Source organism: Desulfoplanes sp. PS50, from assembly GCF_053851535.1.
This window is the reverse complement of the sequence record NZ_JBSPZA010000002.1, coordinates 1-23,937: the sequence shown is the minus strand read 5'-3', so window position 1 is coordinate 23,937 and position 23,937 is coordinate 1. Positions and strand designations below refer to the sequence as shown.

At 52.7% G+C, this 23,937-nt stretch carries 22 protein-coding genes and 1 tRNA gene; 9 read left to right on the top strand and 14 right to left on the bottom strand.

The window, feature by feature from the left end:
* Nucleotides 1–25 precede the first annotated feature (25 nt).
* Nucleotides 26–1,543, bottom strand: a complete 1,518-nt coding sequence (locus tag ACTVJH_RS01400) for an HD domain-containing phosphohydrolase (RefSeq protein ID WP_455986711.1) — start codon at nt 1,541–1,543, stop codon at nt 26–28.
* A gap of 208 nt (nt 1,544–1,751) precedes the next feature.
* On the opposite strand from ACTVJH_RS01400, the gene ACTVJH_RS01395 reads away from it, so the two are divergent.
* A tRNA-Pro gene (locus ACTVJH_RS01395) sits at nt 1,752–1,828 on the top strand.
* A 151-nt stretch (nt 1,829–1,979) separates the two neighbouring features.
* Here ACTVJH_RS01395 and ACTVJH_RS01390 read toward each other — a convergent pair.
* The 3 genes from ACTVJH_RS01390 to yihA form a co-directional block, all read right to left on the bottom strand.
* Complete coding sequence (locus ACTVJH_RS01390; RefSeq protein ID WP_455986709.1) at nt 1,980–3,224, bottom strand: uracil-xanthine permease family protein; 1,245 nt, start codon at nt 3,222–3,224, stop codon at nt 1,980–1,982.
* 131 nt (nt 3,225–3,355) lie between these two features.
* Nucleotides 3,356–3,982, bottom strand: a complete 627-nt coding sequence (gene upp / locus ACTVJH_RS01385) for a uracil phosphoribosyltransferase (protein ID WP_455986707.1) — start codon at nt 3,980–3,982, stop codon at nt 3,356–3,358.
* Between the two features lie 204 nt (nt 3,983–4,186).
* On the bottom strand, nt 4,187–4,819 hold the full coding sequence (gene yihA / locus ACTVJH_RS01380; RefSeq protein ID WP_455986705.1) for a ribosome biogenesis GTP-binding protein YihA/YsxC: 633 nt from the start codon (nt 4,817–4,819) through the stop codon (nt 4,187–4,189).
* Between the two features lie 179 nt (nt 4,820–4,998).
* On the opposite strand from yihA, the gene ACTVJH_RS01375 reads away from it, so the two are divergent.
* From ACTVJH_RS01375 to ACTVJH_RS01365, 3 genes are all read left to right on the top strand, one after another.
* Complete coding sequence (locus tag ACTVJH_RS01375; protein ID WP_455986703.1) at nt 4,999–5,928, top strand: hypothetical protein; 930 nt, start codon at nt 4,999–5,001, stop codon at nt 5,926–5,928.
* A gap of 211 nt (nt 5,929–6,139) precedes the next feature.
* On the top strand, nt 6,140–6,313 hold the full coding sequence (locus tag ACTVJH_RS01370) for a hypothetical protein (RefSeq protein ID WP_455986701.1): 174 nt from the start codon (nt 6,140–6,142) through the stop codon (nt 6,311–6,313).
* Nucleotides 6,310–6,663, top strand: a complete 354-nt coding sequence (locus tag ACTVJH_RS01365) for a hypothetical protein (RefSeq protein ID WP_455986699.1) — start codon at nt 6,310–6,312, stop codon at nt 6,661–6,663. The genes ACTVJH_RS01370 and ACTVJH_RS01365 overlap by 4 nt, the downstream gene beginning before the upstream one ends.
* On the opposite strand, the gene ACTVJH_RS01360 is transcribed toward ACTVJH_RS01365, so the two are convergent.
* From ACTVJH_RS01360 to ACTVJH_RS01350, 3 genes are all read right to left on the bottom strand, one after another.
* Nucleotides 6,664–8,046: a sigma-54-dependent transcriptional regulator gene (locus tag ACTVJH_RS01360; protein WP_455986697.1), complete on the bottom strand. Its 1,383-nt coding sequence runs from the start codon at nt 8,044–8,046 to the stop codon at nt 6,664–6,666.
* Complete coding sequence (locus tag ACTVJH_RS01355; RefSeq protein ID WP_455986695.1) at nt 8,043–10,247, bottom strand: ATP-binding protein; 2,205 nt, start codon at nt 10,245–10,247, stop codon at nt 8,043–8,045. Before ACTVJH_RS01355 ends, ACTVJH_RS01360 begins: the two co-directional genes overlap by 4 nt.
* 211 nt (nt 10,248–10,458) lie before the next feature.
* On the bottom strand, nt 10,459–11,010 hold the full coding sequence (locus ACTVJH_RS01350; protein WP_455986946.1) for a DUF4390 domain-containing protein: 552 nt from the start codon (nt 11,008–11,010) through the stop codon (nt 10,459–10,461).
* 293 nt (nt 11,011–11,303) lie between these two features.
* Here ACTVJH_RS01350 and ACTVJH_RS01345 point away from each other — a divergent pair, with 293 nt between their 5' ends.
* Nucleotides 11,304–11,771, top strand: a complete 468-nt coding sequence (locus ACTVJH_RS01345) for a 23S rRNA (pseudouridine(1915)-N(3))-methyltransferase RlmH (protein WP_455986693.1) — start codon at nt 11,304–11,306, stop codon at nt 11,769–11,771.
* On the opposite strand, the gene ACTVJH_RS01340 is transcribed toward ACTVJH_RS01345, so the two are convergent.
* Nucleotides 11,762–11,974 (bottom strand): glycosyltransferase, encoded by a 213-nt coding sequence (locus tag ACTVJH_RS01340; RefSeq protein WP_455986691.1) that lies wholly within the window; start codon nt 11,972–11,974, stop codon nt 11,762–11,764. The two genes, ACTVJH_RS01345 and ACTVJH_RS01340, sit on opposite strands and share 10 nt — an antisense overlap.
* Nucleotides 11,975–11,976: 2 nt before the next feature.
* Complete coding sequence (locus tag ACTVJH_RS01335) at nt 11,977–13,656, bottom strand: glycosyltransferase family 4 protein (RefSeq protein WP_455986689.1); 1,680 nt, start codon at nt 13,654–13,656, stop codon at nt 11,977–11,979.
* A gap of 79 nt (nt 13,657–13,735) precedes the next feature.
* On the opposite strand from ACTVJH_RS01335, the gene ACTVJH_RS01330 reads away from it, so the two are divergent.
* Entirely contained in the window at nt 13,736–15,262 is a 1,527-nt protein-coding gene (locus ACTVJH_RS01330) for a GGDEF domain-containing protein (protein WP_455986687.1), read from the top strand.
* A gap of 195 nt (nt 15,263–15,457) precedes the next feature.
* On the opposite strand, the gene typA is transcribed toward ACTVJH_RS01330, so the two are convergent.
* Nucleotides 15,458–17,302, bottom strand: a complete 1,845-nt coding sequence (gene typA, locus ACTVJH_RS01325; RefSeq protein WP_455986685.1) for a translational GTPase TypA — start codon at nt 17,300–17,302, stop codon at nt 15,458–15,460.
* Between the two features lie 370 nt (nt 17,303–17,672).
* Between typA and ACTVJH_RS01320 the strand changes: the two genes are divergently transcribed.
* Nucleotides 17,673–18,635, top strand: a complete 963-nt coding sequence (locus ACTVJH_RS01320; RefSeq protein WP_455986683.1) for an MDR/zinc-dependent alcohol dehydrogenase-like family protein — start codon at nt 17,673–17,675, stop codon at nt 18,633–18,635.
* A 169-nt stretch (nt 18,636–18,804) separates the two neighbouring features.
* Here the strand turns inward: ACTVJH_RS01320 and ACTVJH_RS01315 are convergent, their stop codons facing one another.
* From ACTVJH_RS01315 to ACTVJH_RS01300, 4 genes are all read right to left on the bottom strand, one after another.
* Entirely contained in the window at nt 18,805–19,923 is a 1,119-nt protein-coding gene (locus ACTVJH_RS01315; RefSeq protein ID WP_455986681.1) for an Rpn family recombination-promoting nuclease/putative transposase, read from the bottom strand.
* Nucleotides 19,924–20,017: 94 nt separating this feature from the next.
* Nucleotides 20,018–20,434 carry a hypothetical protein gene (locus ACTVJH_RS01310; RefSeq protein WP_455986679.1) on the bottom strand — a complete coding sequence of 139 codons (417 nt, stop codon included), beginning with the start codon at nt 20,432–20,434 and terminating at the stop codon, nt 20,018–20,020.
* Nucleotides 20,394–21,488 (bottom strand): FUSC family protein, encoded by a 1,095-nt coding sequence (locus ACTVJH_RS01305; protein WP_455986677.1) that lies wholly within the window; start codon nt 21,486–21,488, stop codon nt 20,394–20,396. The genes ACTVJH_RS01310 and ACTVJH_RS01305 overlap by 41 nt, the downstream gene beginning before the upstream one ends.
* Before the next feature lie 145 nt (nt 21,489–21,633).
* Nucleotides 21,634–22,596: a 4Fe-4S binding protein gene (locus tag ACTVJH_RS01300; RefSeq protein WP_455986676.1), complete on the bottom strand. Its 963-nt coding sequence runs from the start codon at nt 22,594–22,596 to the stop codon at nt 21,634–21,636.
* Nucleotides 22,597–23,133: 537 nt separating this feature from the next.
* Between ACTVJH_RS01300 and sugE the strand changes: the two genes are divergently transcribed.
* The gene (sugE, locus tag ACTVJH_RS01295) at nt 23,134–23,454 is read left to right on the top strand and encodes a quaternary ammonium compound efflux SMR transporter SugE (protein WP_455986674.1); all 321 of its coding nucleotides are present in this window, start codon (nt 23,134–23,136) and stop codon (nt 23,452–23,454) included.
* Between the two features lie 191 nt (nt 23,455–23,645).
* On the top strand, nt 23,646–23,937 hold a 292-nt coding region (locus tag ACTVJH_RS01290), incomplete at its 3' end, for a DJ-1/PfpI family protein (protein WP_455986672.1).

Sequence of the window (23,937 nt, the reverse complement as noted above, 5' to 3'; positions counted from 1 at the left end):
GGATTTCGACCTGAACAGGTACGAATTATTTTTCCAGAGACAACGAATCGGAATCCACCAACGCAAGCCACTCCCGAACCAGATCGTCTTGCCACTGGGTTCCCGCTCCCGCTTCAAGAATAGTACGCACAGTCTCCAAGGGCAGGGCCTTTCTGTAAGCCCGATCCGAGGTCATGGCCTCATAGCTGTCAACCACGCAGATCACCCTGGCCAAAAAAGGAATTTCGCTCCCTCTCAGACCGTCAGGGTATCCCTTTCCGTCAATTCGTTCATGATGGTGGTAAACAACGGGCAGGATCTCCTTGAAGCTGGTTACCTGAGACAGGATGTCCCGTCCTACCTGGGGATGGCTCTTCATGACATTATATTCATCTGGAGTGAGAATGTCGGGTTTGTTCAGGATGCTGTCGGGGATACCGATTTTCCCGATATCATGAAGAACACCAGCCATATACAGAATGTCGAGTTCCTGTCTGGAAAGTCCAATGGACTGCCCCAGACTCTGGGCGTAGGTGGCGACCCGTTCCGAATGGCCGCGTGTATAGATGTCCTTGGCCTCCACGGCCCGTGCATAGGACCTGATGACTTCCCAGTTCAGATTTTTCATTCGGGTGTATAACTGGGCATTTTGCAGAGAAGAGGCGATGTGTGAAGAAAAAACTGTCAACAGTTGAAGATCCGCTGGAGAATATCCGGGTTTGTCCTTGGACCGGACCACGGCAATAGTGCCGATAGCCTGAGAATACTGAAGCATGGGAACAACCATGATCGAATAGGGAAAATCTTCGCCCCCTGATGGAGGTGGGGTGGCTTCCAGTGACACGGTCGACTGATCCACAATTTTGGATTCACCCCGATGCTGCACGGTCTTGCAGATCTGATTGAGCCAGATGAAAAGCGGCCGGTTTGTCCGTAGCAAGGCTCCGCGAACCGTGACCCGATTGAGAGATAGTGTGTTGGGGAGATGAAAAAGAACACTGTCGGGAGCAAAATTTTTCTGAACGTGAAACAAAAATTCCTGCACCAGAGCGGCTAGATCCAGCTGGACATTCAATGCGTTGCTCAGATTGAGCATACGGACCAGGCTGCTTAATTTCTTGCGATCCAAGCGATCGTTCCGATCCTTGAGCACCTTTTTCACTTTGAGGAGCAAGTGACTGATATTAAAAGGCTTGGGAAGATAATCAGCCGCTCCCTTCTTGATACATTCGACAGCGGTCTCAATGGTTCCAAAACCCGTCATGATCAGAAAATCAGGATCCAATCCCAGGGTTTTAACCTTTTCCAAAAGCTCAAGTCCGGACATGTTGGGCATACGGAAATCCGAAAGAATCATGTCCACTTCGGCCTTGGCAAGATAATCCAAAGCCTCCTGCCCGGACCCTACACAAAAAACAGTATACCCGTTCTCAACCAGAGCTTCCTCACAGATTTCCCGTAATCCGAGCTCATCGTCGACCACAAGTATCCGGTTATGCCGGCCCGGTCTGTCACCTGGCACACGGGTCTCGGGATTCGATACTTCCAAGCTGCTCGTATTCACACTTTGATTCCCATTGTAAATCGTGTTGAACAAAATCACGCCTTCAGGCCCGGAATGAACCTTCCTGTGAATCCTTGAAAACCAGAAGCAAAAATCCACCCCAAAACCGAAAACATGCAATTCAAGACCTAAAAAATTATTCCGTTAATTACAATAGATAATTCTACTTGCATTCTTTTTTGAAACTCTCTAGAAACATATCCCTCGACGGGATGTGGCTCAGTTTGGTAGAGCGCTGCGTTCGGGACGCAGAGACCGCGCGTTCAAATCGCGCCATCCCGACCATAAAATCAAAGGCTTACGAAAACAGATTTCGTAAGCCTTTTTTTGTTGCCCAAAACCGCTTATGCAAAAAGAAGAGCCGACATTCCATTTGAAAGACACATCAAGGACGCGCTACAGGCACAGACGGTGTGGTTTCCCGGTCCAGTCGGTTTTACTGCCGATTTCCTCCGGGAAGAACCAGATTGAGCACCACCCCGATGATACCGGCCAGGCCAATGCCCTGGATGGTGAACTGCCCGGCTGAAAAGGCCATCCCGCCGACACCGAAGATAACGATCAAGGCCACAATGGCCATGTTTCGGGCCTTCATCAGATCGATCTGCGCCTTGACCAGGTTGTTGATCCCGACAACCATGATTGTGCCGAATAAAAGAATCATGATCCCCCCCATGACCGGAACCGGAATGCTCTGCAAAAAGGCACCCACTTTGCCCACAAAGGACAATGCAATGGCCATGATGGCCGCCCAGGTCATGATGGCTGGATTGAATACCTTGACCAAAGCCACGGCACCAGTGACCTCGGAGTAGGTCGTGTTCGGCGGACCACCCAAGAAAGACGCCAGAGATGTTGCCAGACCATCACCCATCATGGTCCGATTCACCCCGGGGTTTTTAAGATAGTTCTTCCCGGTGATGGAGCTGATGGCGATGATATCCCCGAAATGCTCGATGGCCGGGGCAATAGCCACCGGCACGATGAACAAAATGGCCTGCCAATGGAACTCAGGAAAGGTGAATTGCGGTACGGCAAACCAGGGAGCCTGGGCCACGGCTGTGAAATCGACGATTCCAAAAAACAAAGAGAGTACATATCCTACGATAATGGCACATAAAATCGGGATAAGGCGAATAACCCCCTTGCCAAAAACCGAGGCGATAACAGTGGTTGCCAGAGAAATCATGGAAATGATGAGTGCGGTCGTTTCCGGAACCAGAACGGCGGAACCATCACCCGTCTTGCCCATGGCCATGTTGACGGCAACCGGGGCCAGAAGCAGACCAATGACCATGATCACCGGTCCGGTGACCACGGGGGGGAGCAAGCGCTCCACCGCCCCTGAGCCACGCCAGGAAATGAACAGACTGAGCAGGACATAAAAAATTCCTGCAGCGGCCAGACCGCACATGGTCGCAGGAATGCCCCACGTCTGTACCCCGTAGATAATCGGGGCGATAAAGGCAAAAGACGAGGCCAGAAAGATGGGCACACTCCGCTTGGTGACCATCTGAAAAACCAGGGTCCCCAGTCCGGCAGTACACAGAGCGACATTGGGATCAAGCCCTGTGAGCAGCGGGACAAGGACCAACGCTCCAAAGGCCACAAAAAGCATCTGACCGCCCAGCAGACAGTCCTTGGCCCGAAAATGATATTCCGTGGAAATGTTCTCAGCCATCACTACCTCCATTTCTATCCCGTTCTTGGGGATCTACAGGTACGTTACAGGAAAACCAGATTGACCAATCATACCGCGCTTCGGTTATTGGGACCTCTTCCAAAGCAGACAAAAAAAATAGGCCGATTGGCCTATTTTGTTCCAAAAATTTTGTCACCAGCATCGCCGAGACCAGGGATGATATACCCGTTTTCATCGAGATGATCGTCCACGGCTGCGACATAGACATCCACATCCGGATGAGCCTGTTTAAGATTTTCGAGCCCCTCGGGAGCGGCCACCAGAAAAATGCCCTTGATGGTCTTGCAGCCGGCCTTTTTGAGCAGATCAATGGTCGCGATGAGGGTTCCTCCCGTGGCGAGCATGGGATCGAGAATCAAGGCAATGCGGTTTTTGATGTCCTTGGCAAGTTTGACATAGTATTCCACAGGCTGAAGCGTCTCTTCATTGCGATAAAACCCGACCACGGAAACCTTGGCACCGGGAATGAGGTCGAGCACACCGTCCTGCATACCCAGTCCGGCACGGAGAATGGGAACGACCGTGATCTTCTTCCCGCGGATGGACTCAACCTGGACAGGTCCGGCCCACCCCTTGATGGTTTTTGTTTCCATCTTCAAATCCTTGGTCGCCTCATAGGTCAGCAGCCTGGCGATTTCAGAAGCCAGAGCCCGAAAATTCTTGGTGGTCACGTCGTTTCTGCGGATGATCCCGAGTTTGTGTCTGACAAGAGGGTGGTCAACGACATGTACGGCCATATATTCCTCCTTGGAACAGATGGTAGAGGGTCAAAACGATATGTGTGCAAAACTGAAAAATTTATACGTGAAAAAAGAAGCGCGTCAAGATTTCATCCGGGGAGATTTAAAAAAAATCATTTTTATTCAAATCATTCCAAATAGATAGAAAATATTTCTTCTGCAAGTACATGCATTTGCGCAGGTAAACGCCAACGCGCCTCTTTATTTCATCAACCTGGAGGGGCTCTCATTTGCAGCTGCTGAATCCGCCCCCAAATCAACCCCTGCGACCGATCCAAGCAGGGTCCAGAGACGGTCCCTGTTCATCCCGGTCTTGCTGGAAACACACAGGGGAGGATTTGAAAGATCAAGCAGTTCCTGCCATTTTTTCTGGATCTTGGCCCTGTCCCGCTGTTTGCATTTATCAGCCTTGGTCAGCACGGGAATCAATCCGACCCCCATTCCGGTGACATATCGGGCCAGATCGATATCCAGAACCTGTGGAGTCAAACGGCAGTCGAACAAGGCGACCACTGCCTGCAGATGGCTGTTTTTCTCCATGTAGGCCTGAATGAGCAGACGCCATTTTTCGCGTTCCTTTTTGGAACACCGAGCGTAGCCGTATCCGGGCAGATCGACCAGATAAAAATCACCGGGACTGACCTGATAAAAATTGAGACTGCGGGTCTTACCGGGGGATGAGCTGATCTTGGCCAGCTTCCGACGTCCGGCCAGACAATTGATCAGGGACGATTTTCCCACATTGGACCGGCCGGCCATGGCCACCTGAGGCCGAGGCACGGTCGTAAGCTGGTCCATGGTATAGACGGTGGATTCGAGAGTGAGTATGGGCATGGGTAATCCTGGGCAAAAAATTGTATACATCCGGTTGCAGAATCCGCGTCAAGGCTTGACGCCCGCAGCGGGAGTCGGGCAAAGGTGGTACGATGATTCAGGATAAAAAATAAAAGGATACGTCGTCATGCAACAAACAGCCATACTCGTGCGGGTCTTGTTCCGCATCGTTCATCCCCATGGCACCGAGCACCAAACTGCGCACTGCCTACTGCGTCCTGCCTACTTCATCAACCCGTAATCGCTCCCCCATGGCGGACGAAACCGGTTTTTTCAACACAACCCATGAGGCCATCATGAAACGGATCACCCTGTTTTTTCTGTGTATGTTTGCTGCGGCCTGTTCCCCCAAACCGATCTCCCAGAGTCATTTCATTCACGGGGGATCGGCAGAACCAATCATCAAGTCGACCAAAATCGAAGTCGCACTGACCCAGTATGAAATGCAAGCGCAGCAGGATTTCACCCAACTCTTCTGGAACGAGGCCGCGAATCAGTCCATGGACGAAATTGGAACGGAGTTTGTCCGGCTTGCTCCCCTGTTTCACGGAATGGTTTCTCCCCAGGCAACACTGGAAACTTCGAGGCTGTTTGCTACCTCGGGCAGGGTTGCGAAAACCCCGGACCCGCAAACAGGAGATCACCGTCAATCAGCTGAGGTCACAGCCGTCTTTGTCCCGGAAAAAATTCTGGCCGGTCAGATCGTGCGTCTTGAGGACGACCGGGATATCGCCAGCATGAAGGATAGAATGACCGTTCGCCTCTTTTCGACCCAACCCATCACCACGCCGGCCTTTTTTCTCATTGCAGAGCGGATCAATGACAGCGGACCTGATTTTCTCAAGATCATCGGATGGGGCAAGGTGGTCCAATCCCTGAAAGAACCGGCCAGACCCAACCAGACAGACATGGGTTCTCTCTGTCTGGCTGAAATCCAGGAGTCGAGCAAGGAGGTTCAGCGCGGAAACATCATCTTCCTCCTTGAAATAGCGGCAACAGCCCTTGAACCGGACGCCCCTCTATCCGCCCCCCGGACCCACGAACCGGACGCAATCACTGTCGAGCCCAAATGGAAAGCCGAGCCCTACGAGCCGGGGGAAACCAAATAGCACCCGCAAACGATCCGTACATGACCAGCACGGGCCTTTGCCTCCCAGCTGTCCGGAAAAAATAGTCAAATCAAAAATTTTGTCCGACATTCCAAGACAAAACAAAAGAACTTCAAGTAAAAAACCCATAAAAACAAGGAGACTGCATTCCGGCACGATTCTTTCTTAAAAATGAGGGTCATTCATTAAGCCGTTCACCAAGGAACCAGCCATGAGCCTCGCCCTATGTACCCTCGTCGGACTGATCATCCTTTTCGTGGCCGAAATTCGTGCCGGTTGTTTTCGACCCCATACCGATGTGTCCATCACCAATGGTCGTTTTGAAAGCCTCAAGGCCCATGAACAAGAGGTGATCATGAACGGCAAGGTGGTTTCGACACCATGACCATGAGTGCAGCAGGGATCAAAACGATGTCGGAAACAGACCGAATGTGGGAACGAACCGCTTGTAACGTCCCGGTTTCGGTTATCCAGCATCCCACCAATTTCGTTTTTCAGGGAACGATCTACAATGTTTGCAGCGGCGGTCTCTATCTGGAATCCGGATATCGTATCCAGCTCTCCCAAACCTTGATTCTGCGGCTTTCAGGTAAACCGGTCCAGGCTCAACAAACTCTTCGAGAGAGCATCTTCTATCTTGGGGAAGTGGTTTGGATCAGAAATCTCGCCTATTCCCTGACAGCAGACTATGGCATGGGGATCAGGTTGCTCTTGTGTGAAAGAAAGCAAGCGTAGTTAGGGACTGATATTATAGGCCTTGAGTTTTCTGTATAAATAGCTTCGCTCCAGACCAATGGCTTCGGCCAGTTTGGTGATATTACCACTGCATTCGGCCAGTTTGTTTTTGAGATACCGGATTTCAAATTCGTTACGTGCGGTTTTAAAATCAAGGGGCACGGATGTGCCTTCAGCTGAATCAGATGCAGAAGCTGAAAAACCACGCGTCTGAGATTGACGATATTCTCCGGGAAGCATGGAAGCAGTCACCACCTGTCCCTGATACAGGATAAAAATCCGCTCCACAAAATTCTTGAGTTCACGAACATTCCCGGGCCAGGAATACTCTTGCAAAGCGGCCAGGGCATCATCGGAAAAGCGCATCGGTCTGAAACCGTGTTCCCTGACCAGCCCTTCCATGAATTCGTTGAGGATAAGCACGATATCACCCTGCCTCTCCCTGAGAGGAGGGACCTCGAGGGGAAAAACCCTCAACCGGTAATAAAGATCCTCTCGAAACCGCCCTTCCCTGATTTCATTGACCAGGTCTTTGTTGGTCGCCGCTACCACCCGGACATCCACTCGGAATGTCTTGCTTCCCCCAACCCTTTCAAAGCACTGTTCCTGGAGGATGCGCAATATCTTTGCCTGGGTCTTGAGACTCATATCCCCAATTTCATCCAGAAAAAGGGTTCCCTTGTCAGCCAGCTCGAACTTGCCCTTCTTGGATTTATCCGCCCCGGTGAATGACCCCTTTTCATGTCCAAAAAGCTCCGATTCGATGAGCTCTTCGGGAATGGCCGCGCAATTGACAGCGACCATGGCCCTGGAAGCACGTGAACTTTTGGCGTGGATGGACCGGGCCACGATTTCCTTGCCTGTTCCGTTCTCGCCCGTGATCAGCACCCAGGCATCGGTGGGGGCGACCTGAGCGATCATCTCTTTAAGACGAATCACCGGCCCGGACGCCCCGGTGATCTCATGCACATGACGTTCCCTGATTTTGGAACGCAGATCCCTGTTTTCTTCCTTGAGGTTATAGAATTCCAGGGCCTTTTTGACCGTGACCACCACCTTTTCCAGAGAAAGCGGTTTCTCGATAAAATCAAAGGCCCCTTTTTTGATTGCATCCACGGCTGTCTCGATGGTCCCATGTCCGGAGATCATGACCACAGGAACATCTCCGGCCTGGGCCTGCATGGACTCGAGGACCGTCAATCCATCCTTGCCCGGAAGCCATATATCCAGAAAAACGAGACCGGGTTCGGCATCGGCAAAACGTATCAGACCGGTTTCTCCATCAGCGGCTTCGACCACCTGGTATCCTTCATCCTCGAGAATACCGCGCAGGGAAAAACGGATATCTTCCTCATCGTCTATAATCAGAATCGTTTCACTCATAGGGGACAACTCCATCTGGCCTGTTGCTTGCCGGCAGGCAGTTCAATGACAAAAGTGGTTCCTCGAGGGCTGTTGGGATGGACCCGGATATACCCGTGATGGTCATCGATGACTGATTTGACAATGGTCAAACCCAGTCCGGTACCTCCCCGCTTGCTGGAAAAATACGGTTCAAAGATCCTGGAACGCTCTTCAGATGAAAGTCCGGGACCATTGTCGGAAATCTGAATACGCACCCGGTGCAGGGCTTCCACGTATCCAACCACAAGCTCAACACGTCCATCTTCCTGATTGCCGAGAATTTCCGCAGCATTGAGCAGGATATTCATGAACACCCGTTTCATGGCCTCGTGGTCAAACTTGAGCTCGGGCAGTTTGGAATCGGCCTGCAGACTCCATGTCATCCGGCCATGACTCTGTTCGAAAATCCCCTTGATCTCCCTAAGAACGTCCTGGATGTCACCATACCTGGGCTTGAGTTCGGGGAGTTTGGCAAAGGATGAAAAATCCTTGACCATTTCCTGAAGGTGTTCCACCTGGCGTACGATCAAACGGGTACATTGGGTGAGCACGGGATCGGTAATCCGAGAGGCAAATTTACTTTCTATCCGCTGGGCTGAAAGCTTGATGGGGGTCAGGGGATTTTTGATCTCGTGGGCAATACGCCGGGCAACCTCTTTCCAGGCCTCCATGCGCTGAATCTTTTCCAATTCTGTAATATCCTCGAACACGGCCACAACACCCGAATCCTCGCCGTTTTCCCGATGAAGGACAACCGCATTGACCAGTAATCGAATATCGGCATCCCCCACCTTTATGTCGACCTGGCGCTGCCATTGGGAAGAAGGAATCTCCTGCAATTGGGTCAGCACCTCCTGGACCATGTGGGCAAATTCTCCATAGAGAAGCGTGACCGGAGAACTGCCCATAACCTGTGAGGACTCGATCCCCAGAATGGATTCGGCAGCCTTGTTGAAGGTGTTGATCCTTCCCTGACCGTCCAGGGAAATAACCCCTGCGGTGATATTGTCCAGGACCGCTTCCATATACTGGCTCTTGGATTCAAGTTCCGCGTTCTGCCGCTCCAATCGTTCCTTGGCCTGTTTGAGACCGATCTGACTGTTCTCCAGATCCATGGCCATCTTGTTGAACGATTGCACAAGAAGTCCCAATTCATCCCCGGACTTGTCATCGATACGGACCCCGAGATCCCCTCGAGCGATACGTTTGGTCCCAATGGCCAGGGCCTGGATGGGTGCGGAAATTTCCTTGGCCAATCTGAAACCGAACCATGTGGCCCCGAGAATGATCATCAGGGTCATGATGCCCAGAATGAAATACAGGGCTATCTTGAGGGGATACTTGAGGGTTCTTAACTGCTTGTACTCGTCCACCCCCCTGACGATTTGATCCAGCTTGAAGAGCAGTCCCTGAGGCAGCGTCGTTCCGAGAACCAGATAGCCTGTGGCCCCCTCGTCCACAGGAACGATGCCCACGACAAGATCAGCCTCTTTACCGGGCCAGACAGCCGACCAGAACTGATGGTTCTCCTCCAACTCGGACCAGGCGATCCCCTTTTTGATATCTGCCCAGGCACTCTCCCACTCGGGTGCATCATGCCAGTTCTGTTCATTTCGCGAGGGCGTGAGTACCCCGATGAGGCTCAGGTCCAGATCTCCTCGCCGGGAAATCAAAAGCCGATCCATGGCCTTGCCGCCCCAGGCGAATTTGCTCGTCCGGATAGTCTCGACTATCTTTTCTCCCTTGCCGTCCAATCGTCCCTTGACCGTGTTATACACGGCCTGCCCCACAGAAAGGGCCTGTTCCATGGACCCTTCCACCTGGGCCTTGAACCAATAATCCACCGATGTCTGGACGAATTTGATGGATAAAAAGAACATAAGCAGCGTGGGGATGATGGACAGGGAAAAGAAAATGACCACCAACCGGGTACGCAGCTTGGCACCCAGGACCTTGCGCTTGCGCTCCAGTGCCAGTTTGACAACGTTACGGAGAACCAGAAACAGGACCAGCAGCAGAAGGATGAGATTGAAATTGAAAAGCCCCAGAAAAAGATAAGAATTGACACCGAAAAACTTGAGCTCCACCCAGCTTAAAACCCCGATGAGCACGACGCCGAAAAGGGCCAGCCACAATTCACGCTGACGCTTTTTCCGCTCATGCTGGACATTGGGGTGCATGTTGATGTGTTGAGGGGATTGGGACGACATAAGAGGGGAAAGGGCAAGGGTTAAGCGCCCGTTTCACTCAAGAAACGAAGTCGCTGGGAAGGACGTGCTCTCAATTGTTTTCAGGGGTTTGGTTTGCTGCCATCCTGGCGAAATGCGGCATGGATGGCTGGGGCTCGGTCTGTTTGCTCAACGGTCCCCGCGTTGCCATGTTCACTGAACATCAGTACGCGAATTCCATTTCAAAGGTGGTTTCAGGAACCAAATCCCAGGACCAGAAAAACAGAGGAACACGAATCCAGACAGGTACATCTATCCGGCTCATGGTAAGGGTGAGCCTGACAATATAGGTCGTTTTCTTGTCAACCATGCTCCAGGGCCCAAGAGGGGTGACCAGATGCTCCAACCGTTCCTGAAAAACCCTGGCAAATTCGGACATGGGGAAACGGGTTTCCTGATCGTCGATAACCAGGACCACTTCCTGCTTGAGGGTATCCTCACGAAGATCACAAACAAAATTGTTCTCCACGAGAAATTCATTCCACCACAAGGAACGTTTCTCATACAGGGCGACATGACCGATGAATCGAAGCTTCAATCCTTCGGACAATGCCTGCTCGATGGCCGGAGCATCCTCGACCAGCACCCCGTAATGGACGGTCATGGTGCCATTGCTGTTGTCCACGACAAGATCGTTCAAGATCAAGGATTGGGCATGAAGCAACCCACCACCACAAAGCAGAAATATGGCACTGCAAATGATAGCCCGCCACATGCGGGAAAAAAGGCAGGGGCTCGCGAAAGCGAACAGACCCCGCAAAGGATGCAACCGTGTACACATCATATAAAAATACTCCATCCAGACAACTTTGACAACCTCACGACATTCTCTTACCCAAAGCGGTCTTGAGAGAGATACTTGGATCTTATCGGAATGTTTTTTTGATAGCCACTCGTTACCAGCCTGCATCTGCAGCCGTTTTTCACCCCTCGAACAATTAAATCACTCTTCCCGGGATCACGGGATCACGGTGAAGATTGCACGCCCTTTGTGACAAAGGACACTTCATGCTTCGCATTCAATACATCTTCGTGGGCAAACTCAAAAGCCCCTACTGGCAATCAGCAGCAACGCATTACGATACCAGGATCAAACGGTGGTACAAGTGCCGGGAAACCATTGTCAAAGACGGCACCGGCAAGGACCCGGTCGAGCGAATGGCCCGAGAGGGCCAGGCCATCCTCAACAAGATAACGCCCAGAGATCATGTCGTCTGCCTGGACGAACACGGCCGGACCATGACATCTCCCGAACTGGCCCGAACGCTGCAGACGTGGTTCGAGCATCCCGTCAAGGCCCCCTGCTTTGTCATCGGCGGCGCCTATGGTCTGGATCAGCGGGTACGCGACCGCGCAGACACCCTGCTCAGCCTCGGCCCCATGACCTTTCCCCATGAATTGGCCCGGGTCATTTTATGTGAACAACTTTACCGCGCCGGTACGCTTCTCAAAAACATCCCCTACCATCACGCCTGAAGCTTCTTATCCATGCCGGGCCCCATCCTCGTATACACCCGTTCATATCCGGCACCCATCCTTTCCAGAGAAAATCGTTCTTTTCCTGTCTGCCAGGCAACCTCTCCCATACGCCGACAGATTGCTGGATGTTTGAGCAGTTCGACCGCTTTTTCCACCAAGGCCGTGCTATCACCCGAGCAGACAAGCACCCCGTTTGCCATCACTACTGCAATGAATCGCCCGCCCTCTCCGACTCCCCGTTATCAACCCTCTTGATCAGATCCTGCTTGAGGGCCCACATGACAACCAGATGCAAATGGTCCTCGGTCAAATCAGGAAACGATCTTTTCAAAACCTGAACCAATTTCACCAGGGAAACGGGCTCACGGGAATGAAACACGAGCAGCCTGACGATCTCCGGGGTTATCCAATCCTCCAGGCCCGCATAGATCAGAAAAAAATCCTGCCTGCGGTAGACGGCCTGACCGGACTTCGTCCAGGTAATCCGCGTGGACGGTGAAATATTGGCCGTGCAATAGTTCCCGAAAACAGTCCCGTAGGCCATGTTCAGAGGGTGACGGCCTGAAAAACGCTCCCGATCGAGGGGCACGGCCCACAGCTCATCCCAGAGTTTGACATATTCGCCAACGACCCGTTCCCAGGAAAACATGGAAACCACACGATCACGACCAGCCGCTCCCATACGCTGACGCACTTCATCATCCGTGATCAATCGGCAAAGATGGTTTGCCAGTTCAGGAACATCGACAGCAGTTCCCTGACTCAGCCACAGGTGCGAATGATAATCACTGATCAACGGGGCCATCTCATCGATGAAACCGGTTTGTGGGTTTCCCAGTGTGGGCACGAGAAGCCCCGTCTGATTCGGAAGCACAATATCTCGATAACCATCAAAATCCGATGCCACGACCGGCAGCCCCATACTCCCGGCCTCCAGCAGGGACAGACCAAAGGTCTCCTGTGGGTTATCGGCCAGGGAGACAAAGATGTCTGCCGCGGCAAAAAGCCTCCTCTTGGTTGCTTCGTCAGGAGAGGCAATCAGGTCCATACGCAGTTTCATGTTCTGGGCCAGAGTCTTCAAGGTTTCAGGAAATTCATCACCCGGATCGACCCAGCCGGAAACCATCAGCCGAACACCTGAACGTTTGATCCCCTGAGCAAAAACACGCTGCAAGGCCCGCAGCAAAGGAAGGATATCCATTTTGGAATGGGGACTGATCCTTCCAAAAACCAAAAGAACGATTTCTTTTTTTCCCACGGACCACTGCTGCCTGCCCTGCAGCCGCTCCTCCCGGCTGGGGGGAGCAAAATCGGCAACATCGATCCCCAAGGGGATGATCCGGCAAGCCGGTTGTGGGACGTCCCGCATCGGATGACCCAGATAGGTCCGGGCCTGGGCAAGAATATTCTCGACCACGCCCTTGCCCGCTGTTGACGAAGCAACAATGCAATCCCGGGGGGTGGTCCCGGGCCAAATCTGGACGAGCATTTCCCGAACATAGCGTGTCAGACTCAGGGAATGGGTCAAACTGGTGATGGGAAATAATTGCCGGGAATACCGGTTGCGCAATGAGGCGAGATAGGCTGGCCAATTGATGCAATCGGACAGGTGAAAGCAATGATAGGAAGTTGTTCGCAGTTGGTCGGGGAGCTGTCGTCTGAGAAAAAAACGGAGCGTGGACTGAGAATCCTGAAACCGCTTTTTTAAATTTTTTCTGGCATTCGAAAGGGTTGCGCTGTCGGAAAGAAAAAAATGGTATTCGTCAAAGGACTGGGAACGGATCAGGGTCTGAAAAAAACCAGCGTTGGCTACCTTCCGGCCCATACATGCCCCGCCTTCGATAAACGGATCGAGAGTGCCCCAAATTCGCTTCTTTGTCATACGTGGCCCTTTCATTGCATATCTAGGAACTACCGTCATTTTTTTCCACTTCAAACCACTCTTCGCTCAAGGATTAACCATGCTCATGCCCCAGACCACGATGACCGTCCCCTTCACTGACAAGGAAAAACACATCTGGGTTGTCGGAATGGAAGTTGACGAACCCATGGCCATGCTTCACACGCTTTCGTCAGGCGTCCGACTGGAGCACAAGACAGTCAATCAATTGACGGACAACTTTCCGGACATACATCAAGGAGCATGCCTCACACTGATTACCCTGAAGGCCTGGTCCGATATGACCGATTCACAGCGCAAGACCGTCACTGGTCGTAAAAATTGCAAAATGATTCTGGTCCTGGAAAAAGACGACCAACATATCAAATGCGATATCGAACAAGTCGTTTCCCAGAATTTTCTTGATGCCATCAGATTACCCCTGACAACCGAAAAACTGGAAAAATGCTGCCAAAAGGCCCACGAAATTTTTTCCGTCTACGATGACATCTATACAATGACCAATGAGATCATCCTGGAAAGAGAACTTTTGGCCCGCAAGAACGAGCAGCTTGATTTCTTAAACAAAATTCTGACCAAGGCAAGCAAAAGCCTCAATCCCGGCACGATCATCAACCAGGCGGGCCGTGATCTGAATATCCTGCTCGAGGTCGAATCCATCATGGGGATCTTCTGGAATCCAGAGGCTCCGGCCTTTCTCTCGGCTGAGATATTCATCCCCCCCAACCTTGATGACACCATGCACGAACAATGGGTTGGACACCTCCTTGACCAGGCCGAACGCCACGCCAGAAATGCCGTCAAGAGCTATCAGGTGGAGATCCTGAAACACGACGAATCACTGTTCCACCCCATAGATCTCCCTGATTCCGGAACCACCATCCAACTCCCCTTGATATGGAACGAAAGGACGTTTGGTATCCTCTTCATGGTCTCAAGGGAGGCTGAGCTGCTCGGAAGAGACAGGGTCAAAGTTCTGCAAGCCGTTGCCAATCACCTGGCCTTGGCGCTTAGAAACGCTTTATTATATCGTCAAATGCAGAATCAGGCCGATCATGATGGCCTGACCCGAATCTTCAACCGCCAGAATTTTGAAAGAAGGATCGTCAAGGAACTCAAACGTCATCAACGCTATCAGAATGAACTGAGTCTGCTCATGCTCGATCTGGATCATTTCAAACAGATCAATGACGATTACGGGCATCTTGCCGGTGACATGGTCTTGCGCGAAGTGGCCGACATCCTGCGGACCACCCTCAGGGAGTGTGATTTTCCGGCCCGGTTCGGGGGCGAGGAATTCGTGGTCATCCTCCCACATACCGAGGAAGAAAACGCCTGGATTCTGGCTGAAAGAATCCGCAAAAAGATCGCTGCGCACACCTTTAAATTCCACGAGCACTATTTCCAGGTAACGACCAGTATAGGCATTTCTTCCATCAAACCGTCCCTGCTCAAGCCTGCGGACTATCTGATCCACCTGGCGGACCAGGCTCTCTACCGAGCCAAGACCAGCGGCCGAAACATGGTCTGCCGCTCGGCACCACCGGAAAAGGATGATCTCTGCGTGAACGACTCGCAACGGGCATGAAAAAAAGCGGGAACCTGAAGGTTCCCGCTTTTTTCTTTAAACGAGGAATCACCGCTCAGAGCTGCTCCAGACCCGTTGTGACAGATTACCGATACAGATCGATACCCTGGCATCCCGGACGTGACCCGCAACCCTGTCGGGTCACGATTGTCTTCTGCAGTGTGGGTGTACGGCCAGGTGCCGGAAGATCCCGGATCATTCCGCTTTTTTCTTCTTGGCCACCCCGGCCATGGAATGTCTGTCTCGAGCTGAAAGCACGACCTTGCGCAGGCGGATACTCTGGGGAGTCACCTCGACAAGCTCGTCTTCCTTGATGAAATGAATGGCCTTTTCCAGGGTCATGGGCAATACCGGGGTGAGCACGACGGCCTCATCCTTGCCCGAGGCACGCATATTGGTCAGTTTCTTGGTTTTGCACGGATTGACGTCAATATCGTTGGTCCGATTGTTTTCACCAACGATCATTCCCTCATAGACCGGATCATTGGGAACACAGAAAAGACGGCCGCGGGGTTCGAGATTGAACAGGGCATAGGCAACGGCATTACCCTGACGGTCTGCCACCAGGGCCCCTGTGAACCGACCCGGAATATCCCCGCAATAGTCGTCATATCCGGCGTACAGAGAATTCATGATTCCCGTTCCCTTGGTATCGGTCAAAAATTCGTCCCTGTAGCCGATAAGCCCTCGGGAAGGAATGGCAAATTCCATCCGGACCCGGCCCTTGCCGTTATTGACCAGGTTGATCATCCTTCCCTTGCGGGTGGAGAGTTTTTCAGTAACCACGCCCATGAAGGTCTCTTCACAATCGATAAAGACCTTTTCCATCGGCTCCTGCCGCTTACCGTCCTTGGTCTTGAAAATGACCTCGGGTCGCCCGATGTTCAGCTCGAACCCCTCTCTGCGCATGGTCTCGATGAGAATGGCCATCTGGAACTCTCCCCGTCCCTTGACCACAAAAGAATCCTTTTCATCAGTCTCTTCGACCTTGATGGCCACGTTGAGCAACGTTTCCTTGAACAACCGGTCTCTGATGACCCGCGATTGAACCAGTTTGCCCTCCCGCCCGGCAAAGGGCGAAGTATTGATGGCAAAACGCATGGAAACCGTGGGTTCGTCCACCGTGATCCGGGGCAAGGGTTTGGGATGCTCCTTGGTGCAGATGGTATCTCCGATCGTTACATCTTCGATCCCTGAAAGCACGACAATGTCACCAGGCCCGACCTCTTTGACCTCTTGGTAGCCCATCCCTTCGTAAACCTGGAGTTTGGATACCTTCAGAGGAAGGGGCTGCCCGCTGACATCCAAACGAACCAGAGATTCGTTGGACTTGACCACACCATTAAAAACCTTGCCCACGGCCAGCCGACCCAGATAATCCGAATACCCGAGATCGGAAACGAGCATCTGAAAAGGTTCCTGTTCGTCGTACCCGGGTGCGGGAACTTCCTTGACAATGGTATTGAAAAGCAGGGTCAAATCACCATCCGCATCTTCGGGAGACTGCTTGGACACCCCTATCTTTCCGATGGTGTACAAGAGAGGAAAATCAAGCTGTTCTTCTGAGGCACCCAGATCGATGAGCAGATCGTAGATTTCGTCCAGCACCTCGTCAGGTCGGGCATCCTTGCGATCGATCTTGTTGATGCACACAATAATGGCCAGGCCGGCCTCAAGGGCCTTTTTCAAAACAAACCGGGTCTGGGGCAAGGGACCTTCCGAGGCATCCACAAGAAGGATGGCCCCTTCGGCCATGGACAGGGAGCGCTCCACTTCGCCGCCAAAATCGGCATGCCCGGGGGTGTCGATAATGTTGATCTTTACCCCGTCATGCAAGACCGCGCAATTCTTGGCTGAAATGGTTATTCCGCGTTCCCGCTCGAGATCCATGGAATCCATGATCCGGTCGTCCACATCCTGGCCCTCACGAAATACCCCGCTCTGCTTGAACATATTGTCCACCAGGGTGGTCTTGCCATGATCGACGTGGGCGATAATGGCGATATTGCGAATATGTTCATTGTGTTTCTTTTGATGCATTGTCGTATCCTCAAATATGTGTGAACTCCGCATGGTTGCGGAGACCGTTACAAGTGGCTATCCAATCGACAGCCGATCACGGCCGGGTCGATCCAATAAAAAAACGGCTCAACAGCCTTGCTGAACCGCTTTAAAGATCCCTGTTTGCCGCCGGGGGTGTATAGTCGAGCGAGAAGAGAAAAGCAAGAATAATTCCAATACCCCCTCTCAGGCCCTATCGGGCTGGATGCACTGAAAAATTTGACCGACAAACAGAAGATTGTAAAAATTAAAGCAATGCATTCCAATAAGTTACAAATTCAAAAAATTCTTATTTTTCTTAACGTCCTCAACTCTCTAAATTCTCTTAAATCTCTTAAATTTCAAAACCATGCACGCACTTATCTTTTCAAACACCCTCGCCATGACCGCAGATGCGCCCCGACCAACTCCCTTGCCTGGAGAGGCAGTCATCCGCATTCTCATGGCCGGAATCTGCAACACGGATATCGAAATCACCAAAGGCTACATGGGATTTACGGGGATTTTAGGCCATGAGTTCGTGGGGATCGTGGAAATCGTCAATGACGCCGACACCGGCCTGACCGGCAAACGGGTGGTCGGAGACATCAATTGCGGATGTACCAGGCCTTCATGCACATACTGCACCCAGGGCCTCGGGCGGCACTGTCCCGAGCGGACGACTCTCGGCATTGACAGACGTGACGGCTGCTTTGCCGAGTACATCACCCTTCCGGTAGCCAACCTGATCGAGGTTCCCGAGGCCTTGTGCAACGAATTCGCCACACTGACCGAACCCCTCGCCGCGGCCTTCGAGATCCTCAAACAGGTGCGCATTGTCTCCGCGGACGAAGTGCTCATTGTCGGAGACGGCAAACTCGGACTTTTGATCAGCCACGCCCTGTCCACGACCGGGGCCTCCGTCAGTCACGTGGGCAAGCATCCCGACAAACTGGCCATCTCCGCACAACTTGGCAACCAAACCATGCTTTTGCCCGACATGGATGCTAAAAAATACGATTTCGTGATCGAGGCCACAGGCAACGCCAGCGGTTTTGGTTTCTCTCTCGCCCACACCAAACCCCGGGGAACCCTAATCCTCAAAAGCACCCTCGCCGCTCACGAACCCATCGATCTGACACCAGTGGTGGTGGATGAAATCACCGTGGTCGGATCACGCTGCGGCCTGTTCCGGCCTGCCCTGGATTATCTACAAACCGGCGTTGACCTGTCACCGATCATCGACAGCATCTATCCCTTCGAGAGTGCCCTGCAGGCATTCGACCGGGCCAAAACCCGGGGAGCCACGAAGGTGCTGCTGGATTTTGCGTGATTCACGGCAAAAATATCATCAAGCCGTTGGGGTGCTTGAAATATTAACAACATCCCGGAAAGAATCGGTATGTGGCCGGCAGAAAGATCTCTCACAAACGAACACCCCACTGGTATGCATATCAGCGGGGTGTTTAGATCAAATAGCGTCTCATACAGATCAGCTGCATTCAGTTGTCCGTGACAGCCTCAAGCTCCTTTTCAAATTCTTCCAGACTTACGCAGGTAAAGGCCTGTTCAAAGAGTTTGTCCGCCGTCTCTTTCGTATGGATGGCACGTATCCGGCTGATCACGCGGGAAGGCACCGAAGCAAACTTCATCTTCAGGGTTTTAATCAATATATCCTGAGCCTGCTCCAGCCGACCCTGCTGCATGCCCTGCTGCATGCCCTGCTGCATACCCTGCTGCATACCCTGCTGCATACCCTGCTGAAGTCCCTGTTTAAGACCTTCCTTTCTTCCTTCCTGCAGACCTTCCATCTTCCATTTTTCTGTCCATTGGGTCACACGTTCTGCCAACATATTGTCTACCTCCTGCAGGTCATCGACTTCAGGAATGGGCTCTTCAGGCATCATCCTGCCCAGGAGCACCCTGCGTATCCAGACAGTGAACGCCCGCCGCAGGGAAAGATATTCCTGCCCTTTGAGTCTTCTAATAAGTGCTTTAACCGCATTTTGCAACTCCGCAGGACCAGAAGCCTGCTCCAAACGGATCAAGAGCGTGGAAAGGCCTTCGCGTGCTTCGAGCTTTTCTCGGGGAACATTGGCCTCCTCCAGAAGAAAATACCGCTGGCTCGGCCTGTAGCGCCGCAGACCAAGGGATATTGGTTCGATCAGATCGGCAACTTCCTGGCTCGCTGTCCATCGTCCCATTCCGTTGTAGAGCACAATAGGAAAAACAGGTGGCAGCCGATTGCCGGTAGCGACCTGTCCGCTCTTGATGAGATCCTGATACAACAATCCCGTGTAGACCATGATCCGCACGGCCATCCACGGGTCAACCGTGCTCTGGAATTCGATGAGCAGATACACATACACCCAGGATCCCTGCCATCTGACACGCCAGATGATATCGTCATGACGATCGCGGATGTCATCGGTGATAAAGCTCTTGTTGGTATTCTCCAAAGAGGAAAAATCAAGTTCCTCGACCCAGTCCTCGGGCACGAAATCCCGGATCAGACTTGCAACCATCTCCGGATGGGAAAACAGCTGCTTGTATGACCCGTCATGCCTGTTGTTCACGCCGTGTCTCGAAACCTGGGAATTCGCTCGTTTGTGTGTACTCATGATTTGTTCATACGTCATTCCTGTCAATCAGACAAGATCATGAAGCGGGAAGGATGATTCCTCAAACTGCCAACCATGTTTTTTCACGCATAGCCTAGAACATAGCGACCCCGATCCATCCAATGGTCATGGTCAGCAGGGTGACCGGAATGCCCACTGGCGCGTGGTCTTTCCACGAGATCCGGATATTCTGCCGGGCTGCCTGATCAAGAACGATGATATTGGCGATGCTCCCGACCACGAAGAGATTGCCGGCCAGGGTACTCGAAAGGGCCAGGAGGATGCCCGCCTGGGGATCGTGTACCCCGGGAAGAAGGAGCATGACAGCGGGCACGTTGGAGACCAGGTTGGACAGGACAGCGACCAGCAGAAAGAGCGGGCCCCCCTGGGTGATATCGATGCCTGAAGCGGCAAACCATGCCAGGGCCCTCGTTGTTGCGCCGGACAGGGCCAGGGTGTGGTTGAAAGGCTTAGAAAGCGGGATGAGCCAGCCATGAGAAGAAATCGGCACCGCCTCCTGGTAACTCACCCCTTGAAAACTCCCGCCCATGATTGAGGATGTTTTTGGCTATGGCCCGGGTGCCATGGTAAAAGGCAAAAAACTGAATGAGCTTTTGCAAATGGAACCGCCGGGTGGCCCCGCCTTCGCGTAATTCCAGCAACCGCGACTCGGCCCGGTCAAAGGCCTGGGCAAGCTCGTCCATATCAGGGACCTGCCCTGCACCCATGGACTCCATGACGGCCAGGGTGGCGTCCACCAGATCCCGAAGCTCCTGCTCCATGATAATCTCATACCCCTGCCCATCAACGCTGTTCAGGGCATGGAGCATGGTCTGCAAATGGGTGCCGCAGGTTTCCAGGGTGCGTACCCGAAGTCCCAGCACATCCACATCTTCGTGGTACATCCACCTTTCGTGACGGACCATTGATTGGTACAGGCTGCGATCCTTGCGAATCTCCCCAAGAAACCCGTCAAACAGGTGCGGGTCCACTTCGGCCTGCAGGGATAAAAACGCATGCACCAGCTGTTTATAGGCATCAGCGCACTCGTTGAACCGATTCCTGAGCCTTGCCCGAAGGGCATTCCCCGCGCGTACCGGCCACAGCAACACACTCACCACAAAGGCGGAAACCACCCCCACTCCGATCTCCACCACTCGAAGCATTCCAAAAACAAGCCGGCTTTCTTCACCAATACTGGCCAGCACCACAATGCACACGGTAATGGCTGCCATGCGGTATCTGGCGCTGTACCGGGTCATGTAGGCGCAAAACCCCACAGAGCAGAAAAGGGCCACCATGGTCATCACCCGGTTTTCCGGAAAGAGCACAATGGCCACTATTCCGATAAAGGCCCCCACGGCTGTGCCGGAAAACCGGTACAAACACATGCGGATGGAATCAGCCACATTGACCTGCATGACAATGACGGCCGAAAGGCCTGCCCAATAAGAGAATTCCAAATGACAAAGCCATGCAATGGTGCAGGCCAGCACAGCGGCCAGTCCGGTTTTTATACCGTGACGGATCATGGCCAGATGCGAATCAGGATCAACAAACGACATAGAATGATTTCCCGGATTTTCAGTAAAAACATGCAGGGCACACCAGAGCGACCAGAACAGCCAATGGTTGGTCAGGTGCAACCAGTCACAAGGCCATGACCAGGCCTGGTACATCCCCATAGCACGACAATCCAATTGCCCGCAATTACCCTCTTTCCAGCAACATGCGCACCATGTCAGGGCTTACCTGGGTATGCCAGTGGCCGCTTGCAAGGGCAATGACCCAGGCAAGGACAAACACCGCCACCATGCCCAGGCCAATCCAGTAACCCCTCACCCGGTGCCGGGACATGACCCGGATATTCAGGGCATCTGGTGCCGGACAGGTATCCAGACAGCGCATGCACAGCATGCAGGCGGGAGAGGAGACGCGTTCCTTGATATCCACGCCAATGCCCTCGGGACAGACGCGGGTGCAACGGCCGCAATGAAGGCATTGATCAGGGTTCCGATGCACGGCCAGAGGGCTTGCCCAGGCGACCACTTCCACAAGCGCTCCATAGGGACACAGATACCGGCACCAGAACCTGGGGATGAACATGCCCGCCACAACCAGGATACCAAAAACCACAAGAAAAAGAGAACTGGGGTGAAGAAAAAATTCAAGCATCTTGACGTCGGCCAGCATATTGTAGGGAGAATGGAGAAATCCTTGTACAGCCGGCAAGCTCATGGCCCCGAAAATCGTGCCCAGGAAAAACAGCAGCACAAGATACTTGAGACTGCGCAGCACACGATCCAGCCAGAAAGGCAACGTCAGGCAGGGAACAAACCGGGAGGCCAGGCGATGTACCGCGTCAAACAAACAGCCAATGGGACAAACGTATCCGCAAAAGGCCCGGCGAAACATAAGGGCAGAACCCACGGCCACAAGCAGGATCACAAGGCCTGCAGGATGGATGGGATCAAACACGCCCGTCAGCACAAAGGACTTGAGGCCCAAAAGCCCGCTGATGGGCAAAAAGGCCTCCACCGAGGGAGGCCTGGGAACCATCACATCTGACGATCCTGTGAGCCAGAGATAAAATCCATAAAACCGCCACCCGACCCAGAGGCAGAACAGGGCAAACCCTGCCTGCACGATCCGGCGGACAAGGGAAAGAGACATATGCATATGCTTCCTCGAAAACAGATTGTGGAGATACAAAGACAGAACAGCCATGACACAGCCGCTTGGAGATCAACCCCATATCCCCATGTCTGCAGGAAGACCAGCAGAAAATACCCCCTGAAAAAGCAGGCTGTCACCCAACCACCTCTTTCCCTGACAGATCTCCCTAGGACCAGATCAAAAGAAACACCTGCCTTGCCAGGAACTTGGGAAAAATGGTGCTGATGGAGCAGTCACCCCGCCTGTCCTGCTGCCAGCAAGACACACCATGAGCCCAGGACCATGAGGGTTCTGATTCCTTGAATTTTTCAACATTCGGGAATAGCCAGATTTCCGTTGGGGAGGCATGTTCATGTGGCGCTTCTGGCGCAGATTCCGGCTGTAAGCACAAACCAATGAACCTGGCCGGCACAACCGCTGCGCGTTTTTGCCGCCATGGGGATGCCATCACCATGTTTTTTGAATGAATATGAGGACGACCTCATTATTCCACTCTTTGTCGGGGACGACCCCATAACTGAAAAAGGAATCAGTATGACATGGTTTATTCTTGTTCTTGCTGGATTGTTTGAAACAGGATGGGCTATTGGATTGAAATATACCGAGGGCTTCTCCAGATTGGGGCCAACCATATGGACGATTGTGGCGATGATCATAAGTCTGTGGCTGCTCGGCATGGCCGTGAAAACCCTTCCCGTGGGCACAGCCTACAGCGTATGGGTCGGCGTGGGTGCTGTCGGTACGGTACTCCTGGGGATTATGCTCTTTGGGGAGCCTGCAAACCTGGCCCGTCTGATAAGCGTTGCACTGATCATTGCCGGCATTATCGGGCTCAAACTGACCTCAACGACCTGACAAACACATTCAAACCAACGCTGTAAAAAAATATCCAACCATGAAGACACAACGCAAACAGTAAGAGCCTTTCTGGCCCTCACTGGCCATGCTCCAAACTCCGTGGTACAAGGCTGAAAACCGTGTTCCACAAGGACCAGGGAGCACGGTTGCGTTTCACAACGCCACCCCAACCAGACAGGGAGGATCCCATGGAACCCACAGGCAAAAAAGTCGTCATCCTGGTTGAAAACATGTATAATGATTTGGAATTCTGGTATCCCTACTACCGACTGCAGGAGGCCGGAATCCAGGTTGTCACGGCCGGAGCAGGCCAGCCCCGGTACACCGGCAAAGCCGGAATCCCGGTGGAACCTGATGTTCAGGCCAAGGATCTCAAGGTGGCTGATTTTGACGGGTTGATCATTCCCGGAGGGTATGCACCCGATCACATGCGCCGCCATCCCGCCATGGTCCAACTGGTCAGGGACGCCCATGATGCAG